At 40.7% G+C, this 14,699-nt stretch carries 21 protein-coding genes and 1 pseudogene; 20 read left to right on the top strand and 2 right to left on the bottom strand.

Annotated elements, in window-relative coordinates; translation table 11 throughout:
- Window positions 1-112: 112 nt before the first annotated feature.
- From QMA41_RS03485 to QMA41_RS03425, 12 genes are all read left to right on the top strand, one after another.
- Complete coding sequence (locus tag QMA41_RS03485; protein ID WP_281628856.1) at window positions 113-595, top strand: tetratricopeptide repeat protein; 483 nt, start codon at window positions 113-115, stop codon at window positions 593-595.
- Between the two features lie 177 nt (window positions 596-772).
- Window positions 773-1,549, top strand: a complete 777-nt coding sequence (locus QMA41_RS03480) for a hypothetical protein (protein WP_281628855.1) — start codon at window positions 773-775, stop codon at window positions 1,547-1,549.
- A gap of 285 nt (window positions 1,550-1,834) precedes the next feature.
- Window positions 1,835-2,353: a hypothetical protein gene (locus QMA41_RS03475; RefSeq protein WP_038162718.1), complete on the top strand. Its 519-nt coding sequence runs from the start codon at window positions 1,835-1,837 to the stop codon at window positions 2,351-2,353.
- A gap of 606 nt (window positions 2,354-2,959) precedes the next feature.
- Window positions 2,960-3,421, top strand: a complete 462-nt coding sequence (locus QMA41_RS03470; RefSeq protein ID WP_157622134.1) for a hypothetical protein — start codon at window positions 2,960-2,962, stop codon at window positions 3,419-3,421.
- Window positions 3,422-3,557: 136 nt separating this feature from the next.
- The gene (locus QMA41_RS03465) at window positions 3,558-3,827 is read left to right on the top strand and encodes a hypothetical protein (protein ID WP_281628854.1); all 270 of its coding nucleotides are present in this window, start codon (window positions 3,558-3,560) and stop codon (window positions 3,825-3,827) included.
- A gap of 177 nt (window positions 3,828-4,004) precedes the next feature.
- Window positions 4,005-4,352 (top strand): hypothetical protein, encoded by a 348-nt coding sequence (locus QMA41_RS03460; RefSeq protein WP_281628853.1) that lies wholly within the window; start codon window positions 4,005-4,007, stop codon window positions 4,350-4,352.
- A gap of 155 nt (window positions 4,353-4,507) precedes the next feature.
- A complete protein-coding gene (locus QMA41_RS03455; RefSeq protein WP_281628852.1) occupies window positions 4,508-4,849 on the top strand; it encodes a hypothetical protein in 342 nt (113 codons plus the stop codon).
- A 619-nt stretch (window positions 4,850-5,468) separates the two neighbouring features.
- Entirely contained in the window at window positions 5,469-5,783 is a 315-nt protein-coding gene (locus tag QMA41_RS03450) for a hypothetical protein (RefSeq protein ID WP_281628851.1), read from the top strand.
- A gap of 156 nt (window positions 5,784-5,939) precedes the next feature.
- Window positions 5,940-6,299: a hypothetical protein gene (locus tag QMA41_RS03440; protein WP_281628850.1), complete on the top strand. Its 360-nt coding sequence runs from the start codon at window positions 5,940-5,942 to the stop codon at window positions 6,297-6,299.
- Window positions 6,300-6,452: 153 nt separating this feature from the next.
- Window positions 6,453-6,800, top strand: a complete 348-nt coding sequence (locus QMA41_RS03435; RefSeq protein WP_281628849.1) for a hypothetical protein — start codon at window positions 6,453-6,455, stop codon at window positions 6,798-6,800.
- 117 nt (window positions 6,801-6,917) lie between these two features.
- Window positions 6,918-7,148 carry a hypothetical protein gene (locus QMA41_RS03430; RefSeq protein WP_281628848.1) on the top strand — a complete coding sequence of 77 codons (231 nt, stop codon included), beginning with the start codon at window positions 6,918-6,920 and terminating at the stop codon, window positions 7,146-7,148.
- 347 nt (window positions 7,149-7,495) lie between these two features.
- A complete protein-coding gene (locus QMA41_RS03425) occupies window positions 7,496-8,053 on the top strand; it encodes a hypothetical protein (protein ID WP_281628847.1) in 558 nt (185 codons plus the stop codon).
- Window positions 8,054-8,405: 352 nt separating this feature from the next.
- Here the strand turns inward: QMA41_RS03425 and QMA41_RS03415 are convergent, their stop codons facing one another.
- Entirely contained in the window at window positions 8,406-8,555 is a 150-nt protein-coding gene (locus QMA41_RS03415; RefSeq protein ID WP_281628846.1) for a hypothetical protein, read from the bottom strand.
- A 124-nt stretch (window positions 8,556-8,679) separates the two neighbouring features.
- On the opposite strand from QMA41_RS03415, the gene QMA41_RS03410 reads away from it, so the two are divergent.
- A complete protein-coding gene (locus tag QMA41_RS03410; RefSeq protein WP_281628845.1) occupies window positions 8,680-9,345 on the top strand; it encodes an AbiV family abortive infection protein in 666 nt (221 codons plus the stop codon).
- A gap of 149 nt (window positions 9,346-9,494) precedes the next feature.
- Window positions 9,495-9,908: a hypothetical protein gene (locus QMA41_RS03405; RefSeq protein WP_281628844.1), complete on the top strand. Its 414-nt coding sequence runs from the start codon at window positions 9,495-9,497 to the stop codon at window positions 9,906-9,908.
- Between the two features lie 123 nt (window positions 9,909-10,031).
- On the opposite strand, the gene QMA41_RS03400 is transcribed toward QMA41_RS03405, so the two are convergent.
- Window positions 10,032-10,292, bottom strand: a complete 261-nt coding sequence (locus tag QMA41_RS03400) for a hypothetical protein (RefSeq protein WP_134837818.1) — start codon at window positions 10,290-10,292, stop codon at window positions 10,032-10,034.
- A gap of 695 nt (window positions 10,293-10,987) precedes the next feature.
- Between QMA41_RS03400 and QMA41_RS03395 the strand changes: the two genes are divergently transcribed.
- The 6 genes and pseudogenes from QMA41_RS03395 (at window position 10,988) to QMA41_RS03360 (ending at window position 14,660) form a co-directional block, all read left to right on the top strand.
- Window positions 10,988-11,395, top strand: coding sequence for a GFA family protein (locus QMA41_RS03395; protein ID WP_010644339.1), 408 nt, complete (start codon window positions 10,988-10,990; stop codon window positions 11,393-11,395).
- 594 nt (window positions 11,396-11,989) lie between these two features.
- Entirely contained in the window at window positions 11,990-12,436 is a 447-nt protein-coding gene (locus QMA41_RS03390) for a hypothetical protein (protein WP_009698349.1), read from the top strand.
- Window positions 12,437-12,586: 150 nt separating this feature from the next.
- Window positions 12,587-12,973, top strand: a complete 387-nt coding sequence (locus tag QMA41_RS03380) for a hypothetical protein (RefSeq protein WP_281628842.1) — start codon at window positions 12,587-12,589, stop codon at window positions 12,971-12,973.
- A 150-nt stretch (window positions 12,974-13,123) separates the two neighbouring features.
- Window positions 13,124-13,273 (top strand): annotated as a pseudogene (locus QMA41_RS03370) (VOC family protein); the annotation flags it as partial.
- Between the two features lie 435 nt (window positions 13,274-13,708).
- Window positions 13,709-14,134: a hypothetical protein gene (locus tag QMA41_RS03365; RefSeq protein WP_281628840.1), complete on the top strand. Its 426-nt coding sequence runs from the start codon at window positions 13,709-13,711 to the stop codon at window positions 14,132-14,134.
- 154 nt (window positions 14,135-14,288) lie between these two features.
- A complete protein-coding gene (locus tag QMA41_RS03360) occupies window positions 14,289-14,660 on the top strand; it encodes a zinc ribbon domain-containing protein (protein WP_171341961.1) in 372 nt (123 codons plus the stop codon).
- Window positions 14,661-14,699: the final 39 nt, after the last annotated feature.

Genomic DNA, 14,699 nt, shown 5'->3' with positions numbered 1-14,699 from the left:
ACGCGTGGCATTTTCGGTTTGCTTTGGATTTAGTGATTACGGCACAATGGTTTAGGCTTGGTGGTAGCGTCGCTCACCACTTAACGCGGCGTTATAAGCTTCGAGGAAAATTATGGAAAGTATCATCAAACAAGCAATTGAATTGCGGAAACAGGGTAAGTATCAAGAGTCGAGAGCTTTGCTAAAAACGCTGTTAAACGATGAAACTTGTTCTGCTAAAGCTCATTTGCAAATTGCTTGGTCATACGACAACGAAGGTAAAGAGCAAGAAGCGATTACTCATTATCTGTCATCTCTTTCAGGTCTTTTATCGTCGGTAGAAAGGTTTGATGCTTTGTTTGGGTTAGCGAGTACTTATCGAAGCCTTGGCATGTATTCGGAGGCTTTAAGCTACTTTGAGCAAACTCTAAGAGAGTACCCTAGTTCCATTGAAGTTCAGCCTTTCTATGCCATGTGTCTCTACAACTTGGGACGCCATAAAGAAGCAACATCATTACTACTCGAACTTTTAGTATCAACCACGAACAGTGATGCAATTAAAGAGTATCAGCGAGCTATTTCTTTATACGCAGAAGATTTAGATAGAACGTGGTAAAACTAAATACGCTTATAACAAAGCATTTAAGAGTGATTCCCAACGCTTGGCATTTTTATTCCTTCGTTGGGTTTCATGTTTATGGTGGTATGGTTAGGTTTTGTAGTAGCGTTGCTCACACCTTAATACGGCGTTATGGCTCTGAAATTAAGGTTAAATTATTTAAATGGTAAACGGATGAAAAGTTTTCAAAAACATTGCGCTGAACTTGTACAGTTTTTTGGTTCGTTAGCTGACTATAGAGGCTACGAAGGTGCTGAGAATGTTTCAACGTGGCTTAACTTAGCAGCTTGTATTAAATCTATAGATTACGATACGAGTTACTTTGATCCGGGGGCTGGTGTCTGTGGCATGGCTGATGAATGGGGGGAACGTCAGTCTATATTACAGAAAAAAATAATAACTGAATTAACACGTTTTCAATGTTGTTGGTCATCCCTTGAGGCGGCTGTGGATAGTTTTGTTCATATGGAAAATCCTCCAAGGGGTAAAATTAATCAACTCTGTGCTTTCTTAAAGGAAAATTACTTAAGTAATGAAACTCCCCTAGGTTACTTGGATCTTACAGACTATATCCAGCAGCGAGTTAACGCTTCTGAGAACGAGCAGCCATTATTCCGACAAGTAGATAACATGCCCAATTTTTTATCTAAACATGGTTATGGCGTGTATTGTGTATATAAGCTAAGAAATGAAATCGCGCATGGAGCATTTAACATACCTGTGGACAGTGGTAATGGGGACAATGGAGTTTTAGCTGATATTATAGCCAGTTCCAGAATAGTATTATTAACTCTACATATGTTGATGATAGCTAGATATCCTGAAGACTATATAGAGGTTTTTTGGAAAAAGCATATTACAGTAGGTATACCATTCGAGGTTTACTTAAGGTCTATACATATTGATGATGAAAGCTATTTGGTAGACATTGATCTTGATGAGTGGTCATAATAAAACACAGAACAATAGGGACAAAATATAGTTTTTTAGTGATTAGCCTTACTTTGTTTTTCACCTTTTCTAAGGCGTTATGGAGTAGGAGTATTAGTCCTATGTGACTGTTTTATTGCTATTCGTCAATTATTAAGCTGTTGTCTAAATTTGTAAAGGCGTAGCCATAACAAAAACATCAAGGTGACGCTTTACACTCGGCGGTTTTGGTATGGAGTTTGGTGTGCTTGGTGAGTTTTTCGTGGCGCACCTTATGTTCGGCGTTATATTGCTAGAGGACTATCTATGGAACCGATAGAAGCATATTCACTATACATTCTTGGTAAGCTTTCAAGTGACAAAATAGTTATTTTGGCTAACTCGTGGCTAGAGAAAGGATTGTTTACCGACTCTCTAAATGACATCTATTGGGAAGACTCTCCGATCATGGCTGATGTTGGGCCAAGGTTCGAGAAGGCTATCGAAGAGTTAAACATAAACAAAATGAGCCGTTTTGAAGCGGCGAATAAATTAATAGAATTAACTCTTACTCGAATCATTAACTCCGAGCTTGAGCCTGATGTTGGTGCAACATTTTTGTATTATGACGTGCACCATGTAATAAATGATGAGTATCCTGACAAAGAGTTTATGGGAGATAGCTTGGGGTTGGAGCATATTTTCTGCTGGCTTAGAGAAATTTGGGATTGCAGAGATGGATCAAGGATTCTTTATCATACAGATTTATCTAGAAAGGATGCAGAAGCTAAATTTAACGAGCATTTAATTGAAGAAGCTCAAAAATGGTTAGCAACAGCAATATAACAAAGGCATCAAGGGTGACGCGCTACACTCGGCGGTTTTGGTTTGGAGTTCAGTGGGCTTGGTGGCTTAGTCGTGGCGCACCTTATGCCCGGCGTTATGGTGCAGCAAAGCTTAGTTCTTATTTGGCTTGTTGGTTCAGCGTTCGCTGCTAGTTTCATGGGCATTCTTACATTTCCACTAGGTTCAAAATTTCAACCTCTGGTGAAAAGCCGCTTTGAGTATTTTACTAAGGCTAATCTGCCGTTTGCATCTATTACCAAAGTGAAACTGGTACAGCGGCAATTAGCTGATTCTTAGCTTCAATGGGGCGGCCCTTCTTTGTTTTAGTTGGCTTTATCGTTGTCGTTAGGTTTCTTCTTTGGGCTTCATTGGGTTGCTGCATACTGGTTTGTTGTGTTTGGTGGTCACAATTAGTCCATGCTTTGCGGTGATTGTATTGGTTGCTTTAGGCTTCCATAACCAAGCGTTTAATTGGACAATCAACGCTTGACAGTTTTGCTTCACAGTTTGGCATTAGTGTTTATGTTACAATGGTTTAGTTTTGTGGCAGCGTTGCTTGCCCATTAACACGGCGTTAGGGCTATTGAGGGAAAAATGGCGAGAATTATGGTGAAATTTTTAGTGTTGGTGTCTTCAGTTGTTTCATTTGCATCTGTTTGCAACGAAATTGATGATTTCCAAGCTCACGCTTTGAGTGAAATTAGTCACTTTTACGGAAAAGTTGAAGCTAGTAACCTAAAGCTAGTCAGCACTATAAGGGTGAATAACGTGGTTCATAACCCGAATGAATTAGATCGTTATATTCAGTTGTCTTTTTACGACATAGTTGATCTAGTTGATAGTAAAGACTCCGAAATTGCGCACATAGAGAAAGCTCTTGGGAAACCTTTTTGGGCTATCAATAATTATACAGCTACATACAGAATGACTGACACAGAGAGTTTACTCGCTCCAGAACACAGTTTTTATAGTGTGGGCTACGGCCAGGTCATGCTGTCTGGGCAGTTAAAAACGCAGTTAAAGCCATTGATGCCCTCAATTAATGTTGATGGCCCCAGTCGAGATTAGCCCTAACAAAGCATTTAAGAGTGATTCGCAACGCTTGGCGTTTTCGCTTCGCTCAAGTATAGCCAAGCGCCGCTCACACCTTAATGCGGCGTTATATGCCTTATCCTCAATGCATCTTGGAGTTATTTTAATCGTTATGAATATTGAAAAACTAGAAAATGAGATGTACTCCGAACTGAAAGCAATCGACTCTTTCCTTAATAAAGAAGGCGTTATTTGGAAAGAGGTTCGTGGTTCACTAAGTATGATTGAGAATAGGCAAAGGCAGCATTACTTTAAACTGAAACGAAAACTGTTTATGGATTTCCGTATGATCACCGATCATCAAATTAGTGATCCTTCTCTTGATTGCCATCTAGATAGGGCTTACGAAATCGCACAGATGTTTGCTTCAGAAAAACATTGAGTCAACTGGCTTGGTAGTAATTAGCATATAACAAGTCGCTTAACAGGGACTCCTAACGCTTGGCCACTTTCATTAAAATCGGCTGAAGCGTTTAGGGCACAAATTTTTAGTTGGGTGACATAGCGTTATCGCCCGTTAGCAAGGCGTTATAAATTTCATCAACCTAGGGAGCTTTTTATGTTAAAAGAAATTATTTTTTCGGCAGTATTAACTTTAATTTCAGCGAGCGCATTTGCTGGAAATTCTGATTTTTCAGGCACCATAAAGTCAGTTGTTTGCCACGCAGATAATATATCACCAGTTTGTCATGTGGCAGTTAATGGAACTCCTAGTAACAGAGGATGTGCAAATAGTGATTGGCATTACACTTTTAAGGGAACCTCTGCAGAAGGTAAGAATTTTTTATCCATTCTGTTAGCCGCACAAATGTCAGGCAAGCTAGTAACTCTAGCTGGTATAGGAACTTGTAATTTAGCAGAGGGAAGTGCTGACCTCAGACATGTATTTATTTCTACCCCAAACTAGAATTTATAACAAACAATTTAAGAGGGATTCCCAACGCTTCGTATTTTGCTTCTACTTCAAATTTAGTGTTTATGGCACAATGCTTTATGTTGGGTGGTAGCGTTGCTCCCCCTTAATTGGGCGTTATGTTATCAGAATAAGTGAGGTGTAGGTTTATGAAGTTGATTAAATTGTTGTTAGCGCTGGGCATAACTCTATTCAGTCCAGTATCTTTAAGTGCAGGTCCAGTTAAGGTCATTACTTTTTCAGGTCCCGACGACATGAATCACGCGAACATAGTTCAGATTGAGATTGAAGGTGGACTAGCTAATGAGATTCTTGCAGAAGGTTGTAATACGAGATTTGCTGCAATTAGAAATACTTTAGAGAGGCAGCATATGATCAGCTATGTTTTAGCAGCATACGCGACTAAAGAGAGTGTACAACTTGTTCTCAACCCCTCAGATAAGTATTTCCAAGATAGATGTACTATATCCCGCATTAGTAGTACTAATTAACATAACAATCTGCTCAAGATGGACTATCAACGCTCGGCAATTTTGATTCTAGTTTGGAACAGTGTTTACGGCGGCTAGTTTAAGTATCGTGGTATGCGTTGCTAGCCACTTAGCAGGGCGTTATGGTGCAGCAAGATTTAGTTCTTATTTGGCTTGGTGGTTCGGCGTTCGCTGTGAGTTTCATAGCCATTCTCATATGTCCACTAGGTTCCAAATTTTTATCTCTGGTGAAAAGCCGCTTTGAGTTTTTCATTAAGGCTAATCTGCCGTTTGCATCTGGCTCCCAAGTAAATTTTGTATTGCGGCAATTAGCTGAACCTTGGCTTTAGTGGGGCGGCCCTTCTTTGTTTTAGTTGGCTGTATCGTTGTCGTTGGGTTTCTTCTTTGGACTTCATTGGGTTGCTGCATACTGGTTTGTTGTGTTTAGTGGTCACAATGAGCCCATGCTTTGCGGTGAGAGTGTTGGTTGTCTTAGGTTTCCATAACCAAGCGTTTAATTGGACAACCAACGCTTGGCAGTTTTGGTTCACAGTTTGGCATTAGTGTTTATGTCACAATGGTTTCAGTTTGTGGTGGCATTGCTTGCCCATTAACGCGGCGTTATGTTTTTTGGGAGAAAATGATGGAATTCAAGCTAGAAATCTATGCACCTGAAACAGAAGTTGTATCTATCCGTGATGCACTTAACTCAGTTGGCGCTGACTATGACAGCGTTATTTCTATCGTAAGAATTTCAGGGTTTTGGAGGCCAACTGAAGGCTCGGAACCTGTTACTGGCAAGAAGGGTGAAATTAACTTTGGTGAAGAGGTCAGAATTGACGTTAGATGCCAAGAGCCTTTAGTTCAAGCTGCACTTGATGCTATTCGAACAATTCACCCTTACGAAGAACCAGTGATCAACATTTTACCTCTATACAACCATAAGTTTGTCTAGCTACGTCAGCACAAACATAACAAACTGTTCAAGAGGGATTCGCAACGCGTGGCATTTTCACTATGCGTTGGTTTAAGTGATTAAGGTGGTATGCGGCGGCTTTGGTATTGCGTTGCTCACCCCTTAACAGGGCGTTAGGTATATAAGGAGGTTTTAATGAAATTACTGGGTATTTTTTTAAGTTTGGTTTCGGTGTCGTTAATGTTTTTAAGCTATAACTCACTAAAATTAGCTCCAACAGAGGGTGCTTATTCTGAAATGGGTAATACGATGTCGGACTTGTACGAACATAAAGGCATTTTAGAGTTTCAGTCGTCTATAACTGAATCGTCCCGTTTGACTGATGAGCGTATGTATAAGCTGGTTTCACTACTTGTAAAATTTGTGTTTTCTTTAATATTGGGTGGTTGCGCCTTATATATTGTACTGTCTAAAAAGTATGATTCTGATACGCAGAAATGGGCTTTTAGTATTTTGTCGCTAATTTCTGGTGTGTGGATTGGAACTGTTAGCTGAGTTTTCATACCTAACAAACTGCTCAAGACGGACTATCAACGCGGGGCGCTTTTAGTTCAAGTCGGGTACAGTGTTTAAGGTGACTAGCTTAAGTATCGTGGTTTGCGTTGCTAGCCACTTAGCAGGGCGTTATGCTCCAATATAGGATTTATAATGGCAAGCAAAAATATACGATATTTGAAAGTATTGGCAGTAATGCTTAGCATATCCCTACTCGGCTACATTATCTTCCTGTTAATTCCTGAGCCATATTTGGAACGTGACTACCCATATGCTTTTCATGTGATGTTTGGAGTAGTGGTGTTAGCTGGAGCTCCTCTTGTGTTGGCTACAATCAGTTTAGCATTCGATGTTTTCAAAGCATGGGGTGGGGTATATTGTATGGGTTATTTAGTTTGTGTTAGCACACTAAATCAAATAGCTCCGATATTGGTATATGTTGGCTTATATGGGCTAATTTGGAACTTTTATCGGCTACTTCAAGTTCAAGGCAAAGCATAACAAAGCGTTCAATTGGACAGTCAACGCTTGGCAGTTTTGGTTCACAGTTTAGCATTAGTGTTTATACCACAATGATTTAGTTTTTTGGCAGCGTTGCCTGCCCATTAACGCGGCGTTATGGTGCAGCAAGATAGAGTTCTTATTTGGCTTGTTGGTTCAGCGTTCGTTACGAGTTTCATGGTCATTCTCAAATCTCTACTAGGTTCCAAACCTTTATCTCTGATGAAAAGCCGCTTTGAGTTTCTCAAGATGGCTAATCTGCCGTTTGCATCTGGTTCCCAAGTGAAACTGGTACAGCGGCAATTAGCTGGTACTTGGCTTCAGTGGGGCGGCCCTTCTTTGTTCTAGCTGGCTTTATCGTTGTTGTTAGGTTTCTTCTTCAGGCTTTATAGAGTTGCTGCATATTGGTTTGTTGGGTTTTGTGGTTGCAAAGAGCTCATGTAGTGTGGTGAGTGTATGGGTTGTCTTAGGTTTCCATAACCAAGCGTTTAATCGGACAACCAACGCTTGGTGGTTTTGTCTCACAGTTTGGTTTTTGTGTTTATGGCACAATGGGTTAGGTTTGTGGCAGCGTTGCTTGCCCATTAACGCGGCGTTAAATGGCTTCTCGAATTCATCAAGTAAATACCAATTGACACTGTATATAAATATAGTAATGTATATGCATACATTTGGTTTGTGGTGTGGGAATATTTATGAAGTTAAGAGATAAATTGCGTAAAACCAGCCGTAAGGCGATGGTTGCTAGGTTTTGCATTCTACTAGCTATTACTTATTTACTGATGGTACTTATTAAAACCGTTTACTTTGCTAGTAAAGGCGCTGATTTTCCTTTATTCCAAAATTTACATCTGCTGGCATCGCAAGCAATTTCTATTACCTATGTTTTTCCAGTCGATCTAGCATGGGAAAATGCTAGGTATATTCCTTTTGAGGGTAAACCAGACGTCATTGAGATGTACTCCATTCTCGCCATACCTTTAGTAGTTATTATGGTTTCTGCCTTTTTTATTGGCGATCACAAAGCACTAAAAAGCAAATATTACGAGCTAAGAGCTCAAATCCAAAAAGAAATCGATTTACGTGAAATGCGAAAAGATGCCGGTATAGAGACTGTCCCTGAGAATGCATCTGTGGATATTGTCATAGATTCAGCTAAAAATGATGACCCAGCATGGCATAATACAGGGTGGGGAAAAGTCTTAATTGGTGTTTTCATCGCAGCTATCGTAGCTGCGATCGGACTTAAATAAAGCCATTTAACAATCTGTTTAAGAGTGATTCGCAACGTTTGGCATTTTTGCTATGCGTTGCGTTTTATGTTTAAGGTGGTATGCAGTAGCATCGGAAGTGCGTTGCTCACACCTTAACAGGGCGTTATGGTGCAGCAAGATATAGTCTTTATTTGGCTTGTTGTTTCAGTGTTTGCTACGCGTTTCATGGCCATTCTTACATGTCCACTAGGTTCCAAATTTTTATCTCTGGTGAAAAGCCGCTTTGGGTGTTTCTCTATGGCTAATCTGCTGTTTGCGTTTTTATCCCAAGTTACATGGTACAGCGGCAATTAGCTGAATCTTGTCTCCAGTGGGGCGGCCCTTCTTTGTATCAATTGGCCATATCGTTGTTGTTAGGTTTCTTCTTTTGGACTTCATCGGGTTGCTGCATACTGGCTTGTGGGGTTTTCGTGGTTGCAAAGCGCTCAAGCGTTGCGGTGATTGTAGTGGTTGTCTTAGGTTTCCATAACCAAGCGTTCAATTGGACAACCAACGCTTGGCAGTTTTGGTTCACAGTTTGGTATTAGTGTTTATGTCACAATGGTTTAAGTTTGTGGTAGCGTTGTTTGCCCATTAACGCGGCGTTATAACTCATAGGAGTGATCGTGAGTAAAAATTTGAAACAGTGGAAAAATACACTCAATGCAAGTGAAATTGCTGATGGGATGAATTTTGCTCAACAAAACGCTAATCGACTATTGGGTGACGCTGAAAAACTGTTTGAACTTGAAAGCTATCCGACGGCTTATTCTATAGCTGTGTTAGCAATTGAAGAGGCAGGTAAAATTTCAATCTTGCGTGAGTTAGCAGTTGCAAGAAATGGAAATGACGTCAAAGACGCTTGGAAAGCTTATCGCACCCATACAAAAAAGAATGTGATGTACGTATTTCCTTATTTGGTTGCAAATGGCTGTACAAAACTGCGTGATTTCGGTGGTATTTATTCCGAGAACAACGATTTTCCTGCGCTACTAGACGATCTAAAGCAAGTCGGGTTTTACACAGATTGCTTGGGTAAAAAACATTGGTCAGTTCCTAGTCAAGTAATCGACAAAGAAGCAGCTGAGGGTATTCTGAGAGTTGCTCGTATTTTGTGTAAGCATCAAACATATACACAAAAAGAGATTGAGCTTTGGGTGAAACACATCAAACCTGTGTGGAAATCTTCAATGCCAGAAATGCAAGCAGCGTTAAAAGCATGGTTCAACGAAATGCTCGATGAAGGTTTAGCGAAAGAATCTGATATTCCCTTCGAAGAGTTTGTCGGCTAAATGAGTTATAACAAGCAATTTAAGAGGGATTCACAACGCTCGGCATTTTTGCTTCTACTTCAAATTTAGTGTTTATGGCACAATGCTTTAGGTGTGGGTGGTAGCGTTGTTCACCCCTTAATTGGGCGTTATGTTTCTAGAAGGTTTAAATGAAAGCTCACAATGATAAAGCTCTGAGACAGAGATACTCAGTGCGTTTAATGTCCAATCATAAGTGGAAGAAGTTCTTCCTTACAATGGCAGAGTATGGAGCAGATTTTTCTGGTATTGAATATCATTTTACGGATACCGAAAAAGTTTTCTTTGGTAATGCCCCTAGTAACCAACAGGTATGGGATTCGGCAATTGATGACCCAGTTAAAGGCTGTGGTGGGCCTGTCGAGTACAAGCATATTGAACGAATATTCATTCCAAGAATTTATTCATATCATACTTATAAAAATGCTCCTGCTTCATACCGTGAGCTGAATTTAGATAAGTTTCTGATGGCGCTCTGCAAGGTCGGTGAGTTTCCGGTAGTGATTGGTGAGAAGGGTATAGAAATCTTAGGCTACGAAACATAACAATAAATTTAAGAGTGATTCACAACGCTCGGCGCTTTCACTTCAAGCAAGTTCAGTGTTTATGGCACAATGGTTTAGCTAAGGTGTTAGCGTTGTTCACACCTTAATTTGGCGTTATGTGTATTAACTTGGATCTCTTTTTCGGTAGTAATATACGGATATACGCTGAGCAAAAAATGCTAGAGCTAGCATTGCTAACACGCCAATAACGATGAGAGCAATAAAAACGGCAGCTAAATCGTTATAACCATTAGACGCTACATATAAGTTGACTAACGTGATTCCCAGCACCAATATGAGAACCATACCGATTATGGCGAAAAAGAGAATGCCCCAAGCATGTAGATCTGGGGATATTGGCCTTTGGTATTTCTGAGCAGCCATAATATTTACCACTGAACAACCTTGTACCAAGTATAGTCGAGTAACTTCTTGATTATACACATAACAAGCAATTTAAGAGGGATTCACAACGCTTGGCACTTTTGCTTCTACTTCAAATTTAGTGTTTATGGCACAATGCTTTAGGTTTGGGTGGAGGCGTTGTTCACCCCTTAATTGGGCGTTATGGTGCAGCAAGATTGAGTTCATATTTGGCTTGTTGGTTCAGCGCTCGCTGCGAGTTTCATGGCCACCCTTACATGTCGACTAAGCTAAAAATTTTTATCTCTGGTGAAAAGCCGCTTTGGGTGTGTCGTTAAGGCTAATCTGCCGTTTACATGCCAACCCCACGTAATATGGCACTGCGGCAATTAGCTGGACCTTGGCTTCAGTGAGGCGGCCCTTCTTTGCTTTAGTTGACTGTATCGTTGTTGCTAGGTTTCTTCTTTGGACTTCACTGGGTTGCTGCATGCTGGTTTATTGTGTTTAGTGGTCACAATGAGCCCATGCTTTGCGGCGAGTGTGTTGGTTGCTTTAGGCTTCCATAACCAAGCGTTTAATTGGACAATCAACGCTTGGCAGTTTTGGTTCACAGTTTGGCATTAGTGTTTATGTCACAATGGTTTAGTTTTGTGGCAGCGTTGCTTGCCCATTAACGCGGCGTTAGGCGAATAGCCAAAATTGACTAAGGAAAACAGATGTATAAGGGAAGTTGTTTGTGTGGTTCAATTCAGTTTGAACTTGATGGTATTGTAACTGATATTATTCACTGTCATTGCTCGCTGTGTCGTAAAGCAAGTGGGAGTGCTTATGCAACAAATGGTTTCATTAATGCTCAAGAACTCAAGCTAACAGACCAAGATAAAACTCTTACGTTTTACGAGAGCAGCGAAGGTAAGCGCAAGTACTTCTGTAAAAGTTGCGGCTCTCCTATATACAGTTCAAATGTTCAATCCCCAGAAAGGTATCGCCTACGTTTGGGAGCTCTAGACAGTGACATATCAGAGCGCCCTATATCTCACAATTTCGTGACTTCGAAAGCGAATTGGGAAGACTTAAATGCGGAATTGCCGCATTACGAGAAGCATGAACCCGGGCGGAAGTAGTCCCTAACAAAGCATTTAAGAGTGATTCGCAACGCTTGGCAGTTTCGCTTCGCTCAAGTATAGCCAAGCGTCGCTCACACCTTAATGCGGCGTTATGGTGCAGCAAGATATAGCTCTTACTAGGCTTGTTGGTTAAGTGTTTGCTAAGAGTTTCACTGCAGGTTAGGCATGCCCACTAGACTCCAAATTTAAATCTCTGGTGAAAAGCCGCTTTGGGTATTTCGCTAAGGCTAATCTGCCGTTTGTATCTGGTTCCCAAGTGAAACCGGTACAGCGGCAATTAGCTGATGCTTGGCTTCAGTGGGGCGGCCCTTCTTTGTTTCAACTGGCCGTATCGTTGTTGTTAGGTTTCTTCTTTAGGCTTTTTGGGGTTGCTGCATGAGGTTTGTTGGGTTTTGTGGTTACAAAGAGCTGCAGTTGTGCGGTGAGCGTAATGGTTGCTTCAACCTTCCATAACCAAGCGTTCAATCGGACAACCAACGCTTGGCAGTTTTGGCTCACAGTTTAGTTTTTGTGTTTATGGCACAATGGTTTAAGTTGGTGGCAGCGTTGTTTGCCCATTAACGCGGCGTTAGGCTTACAGAACGAGAAATTATGGAAATATTATATTCAGGCGGTCTACAGGTCCGCTCTCATGATGCACAAGAACGCTTGTTAAATGTTAATACCTTCTTAGAAGGTGAGTTGGCTTTCCACAATTTATATAGAGAAGTTAAAGCAAGTGATTTTCCTATTGCTCAGGATTGCTTTGGTGACCAATTTCTTATTCGAGATAACTTGGTAGTTAAATTGAATGCTGAAACCGGTGATATTGATGAATTTGGTTGTACCTGGGAACAGTTTTTGGCTTGGGTTGACGAGGACCCAATCGAAAGATTAAACATTCCAAGCGATTTGGAGTTAAGGGTTGGTCAGTTGTTATTCGCGTATCCACCTTTCTGTACTGCTGAAGGTAGTAATGCATCTATAAAAGCAATTGATGGTGTTGAGCTAATCAGTTTTCACGCTGATTTTGCAAAGCAGATAAATGGTGAACAGTAAGCCTAACAAACTGTTTAAGAGTGATTCGCAACGCGTGGCATTTTTACTATGCGTTGATTTTAGTGTTTAAGGTGGTATGCAGCAGCATCGGTATTGTGTTGCTCACACCTTAACAGGGCGTTAGGGCTCTTCGATACATAAAGGGGTAGTATGGAAAATCAAATCGTTAGTATTGCAATTGCTACTGTTGGCACTATTGCAGCTTGTATTGCTGCAATCCCGATAGTTAAGAGTTGGCTCCCTTTGAGGCTATTAAATACAGAGAAAGAGCTTTTAAGCTTGTCGTTAAAAAATGAAAATTATCCGGGAATTATTCAGTACTATTTAGAGCCAATTGGTGGCAGAACAAAACCTCATGCAAATGCGCCTTATTCACCTGATCATGTAGAAGTGAAATTTGAGATTCTCGAGTTGAGGGAAAAGGGGTTAATTGACCTTATGGACACTGCTTCAACGGGTAGAAGCAATCTCATGTGGTATCAATTAACTACTCGTGGCTATAAGTTGGCTAAAACACTTGAGGCTAAAAAGCCCTAACAATCTGTTTAAGAGTGATTCGCAACGCGTGGCATTTTTACTATGCGTTTCGTTTAGTGTTTCAGGTGGTTTGCGGTAGCTTCGGTATTGCGTTGCTCACACCTTAACAGGGCGTTATGCTACCGGTCAAAATCTTCAATAAGGGATACTATGAAACAGAACATTGTCCATATCGCTTTGGTCGTGAAAGACTATGATGAAGCCATTGATTTTTACGTGAACAAACTCAAATTCGAACTTATTGAAGATATCTATCAACCTGAGCAAGACAAACGTTGTGTGGTTGTAGCACCACCGAATCAAAGGTGATTGGCTTAAATATAAGTAACGATTGGGAGCAAGGACTTCATTCTGTTGAGTTGGTATTACTTGATACTGATAATCAAGAACGTCGCTATAAGATGTCGGGTGTTACGATGTACTCAATATACGAAGATTTTGGCTGCGAAAACATAGCACAAGTAAAGCTTTTGAATCTTGAATCAAAGATATTTTTGTCTTTAGACCCGTACGATGAACTATCTAATGTTCCAGACTGCGAGAATGATTGCTTTTGGTTTGAGGCTTTATCTCTTGAACGCATAGTGAGATAAAGCTAACAAAGCGTTCAAGACGGATTCACAACGCTTGGCAGTTTTGGTTTTAATCGACTTTAGTGTTTACGGCACAATGGCTTAGGTTGGGTGGTCGCGTTGTTCACCACTTAACGCGGCGTTATGTGTTTTTAGGACAAAAATGGAAATTTTCGAAATTCAACTAGGAAACTCAATCGGTCCAGTCAAGCTTGGTATGACAGAAACTGAAGTGAGCAATGTTATCGGAGCTTCTGATTACATCTATGGTCATCGCTATCATTTTTTAGATGGTCTCATGGTAGATTTTAATAATGAAGGAAGAGTTGAGTTCATTGAAGCTGCTGCGTCTGAGTTGTTTTCAACGACATTGTTTGGCTTTGACGTACATAGGACATTAGCGGCTAATGTGCTCGAACGAGTTCAGCTAGAAGGTAACTATGATCATGCTGATCCAGAGTTAGGCTATAGCTACGTGTTTAAAGAGCTTCAGTTATCTTTCTGGCGTCCAACTCTTCCTGACCTAGAAGAAGGTGAAGGGTTGTACTTTCAATCGGTTGCAATTGCTTCCGAGGGTTACTTTGAGTAAACACATAACAAGCAATTTAAGTGGGATTCACAACGCTTGGCATTTTTGCTTCTACTTCAAATTTAGTGTTTATGGCACAATGCTTTAGGTTCGGGGGAGGCGTTGTTCACCCCTTAATTGGGCGTTATACCTATTTCAATATAAGGAATTATAAATGTTTAATTGGCGCAAAAAGCCAGATCCAGAGCTACAAAGATTCACAGATGAAGAACTATCACTTATCCCTCTCGTAGAGTTACAGCGAATTCGAAATAAACGTTGGGCGAACGGTAAAGATGAGCTAGTGCAAAGAGCAGATGAAGAGCTAGCGAGGCGAGATCCTAGGAGGAATTGGAAATGTTTGAGGTGTGGGGGGAAACGTTTTCAAGAAAAGGAAATGAGAGTAAGTGGGGACTTCTGGGAAGGTTTTCTTAACTGGGAAAGACATAAGTATCATGTACTAGTATGCAACTACTGTGGAAAGTCTGAGATTTATAGCACTCTGACCCCAATGTCTGATCAGGTGATTGACCTGTTGGGTAACTAATACGTTTTATGCTCAGGTATAACCAAGCATTTAAGAGTG

This window comes from Vibrio sp. St2 (assembly GCF_947311885.1).
GTDB lineage: Bacteria > Pseudomonadota > Gammaproteobacteria > Enterobacterales > Vibrionaceae > Vibrio > Vibrio coralliilyticus.
Note: the sequence above shows the minus strand (reverse complement) of the source record. Positions and strands in the feature narration are given on the sequence as shown.

Bases quoted from the DNA above. Each gene is read 5' to 3' on its own strand.
- QMA41_RS03460 (WP_281628853.1), top strand. From the start codon at position 4,005: ATGTTAAAAGAAATTATTTTTTCGGCAGTATTAACTTTAATTTCAGCG.
- QMA41_RS03485 (WP_281628856.1), top strand. From the start codon at position 113: ATGGAAAGTATCATCAAACAAGCAATTGAATTGCGGAAACAGGGTAAG.
- QMA41_RS03360 (WP_171341961.1), top strand. From the start codon at position 14,289: ATGTTTAATTGGCGCAAAAAGCCAGATCCAGAGCTACAAAGATTCACA.
- QMA41_RS03400 (WP_134837818.1), bottom strand. From the start codon at position 10,292: ATGGCTGCTCAGAAATACCAAAGGCCAATATCCCCAGATCTACATGCT.
- QMA41_RS03380 (WP_281628842.1), top strand. From the start codon at position 12,587: ATGGAAAATCAAATCGTTAGTATTGCAATTGCTACTGTTGGCACTATT.
- QMA41_RS03365 (WP_281628840.1), top strand. From the start codon at position 13,709: ATGGAAATTTTCGAAATTCAACTAGGAAACTCAATCGGTCCAGTCAAG.
- QMA41_RS03395 (WP_010644339.1), top strand. From the start codon at position 10,988: ATGTATAAGGGAAGTTGTTTGTGTGGTTCAATTCAGTTTGAACTTGAT.
- QMA41_RS03455 (WP_281628852.1), top strand. From the start codon at position 4,508: ATGAAGTTGATTAAATTGTTGTTAGCGCTGGGCATAACTCTATTCAGT.
- QMA41_RS03465 (WP_281628854.1), top strand. From the start codon at position 3,558: ATGAATATTGAAAAACTAGAAAATGAGATGTACTCCGAACTGAAAGCA.
- QMA41_RS03390 (WP_009698349.1), top strand. From the start codon at position 11,990: ATGGAAATATTATATTCAGGCGGTCTACAGGTCCGCTCTCATGATGCA.
- QMA41_RS03435 (WP_281628849.1), top strand. From the start codon at position 6,453: ATGGCAAGCAAAAATATACGATATTTGAAAGTATTGGCAGTAATGCTT.
- QMA41_RS03425 (WP_281628847.1), top strand. From the start codon at position 7,496: ATGAAGTTAAGAGATAAATTGCGTAAAACCAGCCGTAAGGCGATGGTT.
- QMA41_RS03475 (WP_038162718.1), top strand. From the start codon at position 1,835: ATGGAACCGATAGAAGCATATTCACTATACATTCTTGGTAAGCTTTCA.
- QMA41_RS03480 (WP_281628855.1), top strand. From the start codon at position 773: ATGAAAAGTTTTCAAAAACATTGCGCTGAACTTGTACAGTTTTTTGGT.
- QMA41_RS03440 (WP_281628850.1), top strand. From the start codon at position 5,940: ATGAAATTACTGGGTATTTTTTTAAGTTTGGTTTCGGTGTCGTTAATG.
- QMA41_RS03470 (WP_157622134.1), top strand. From the start codon at position 2,960: ATGGTGAAATTTTTAGTGTTGGTGTCTTCAGTTGTTTCATTTGCATCT.
- QMA41_RS03450 (WP_281628851.1), top strand. From the start codon at position 5,469: ATGATGGAATTCAAGCTAGAAATCTATGCACCTGAAACAGAAGTTGTA.
- QMA41_RS03430 (WP_281628848.1), top strand. From the start codon at position 6,918: ATGGTGCAGCAAGATAGAGTTCTTATTTGGCTTGTTGGTTCAGCGTTC.
- QMA41_RS03405 (WP_281628844.1), top strand. From the start codon at position 9,495: ATGAAAGCTCACAATGATAAAGCTCTGAGACAGAGATACTCAGTGCGT.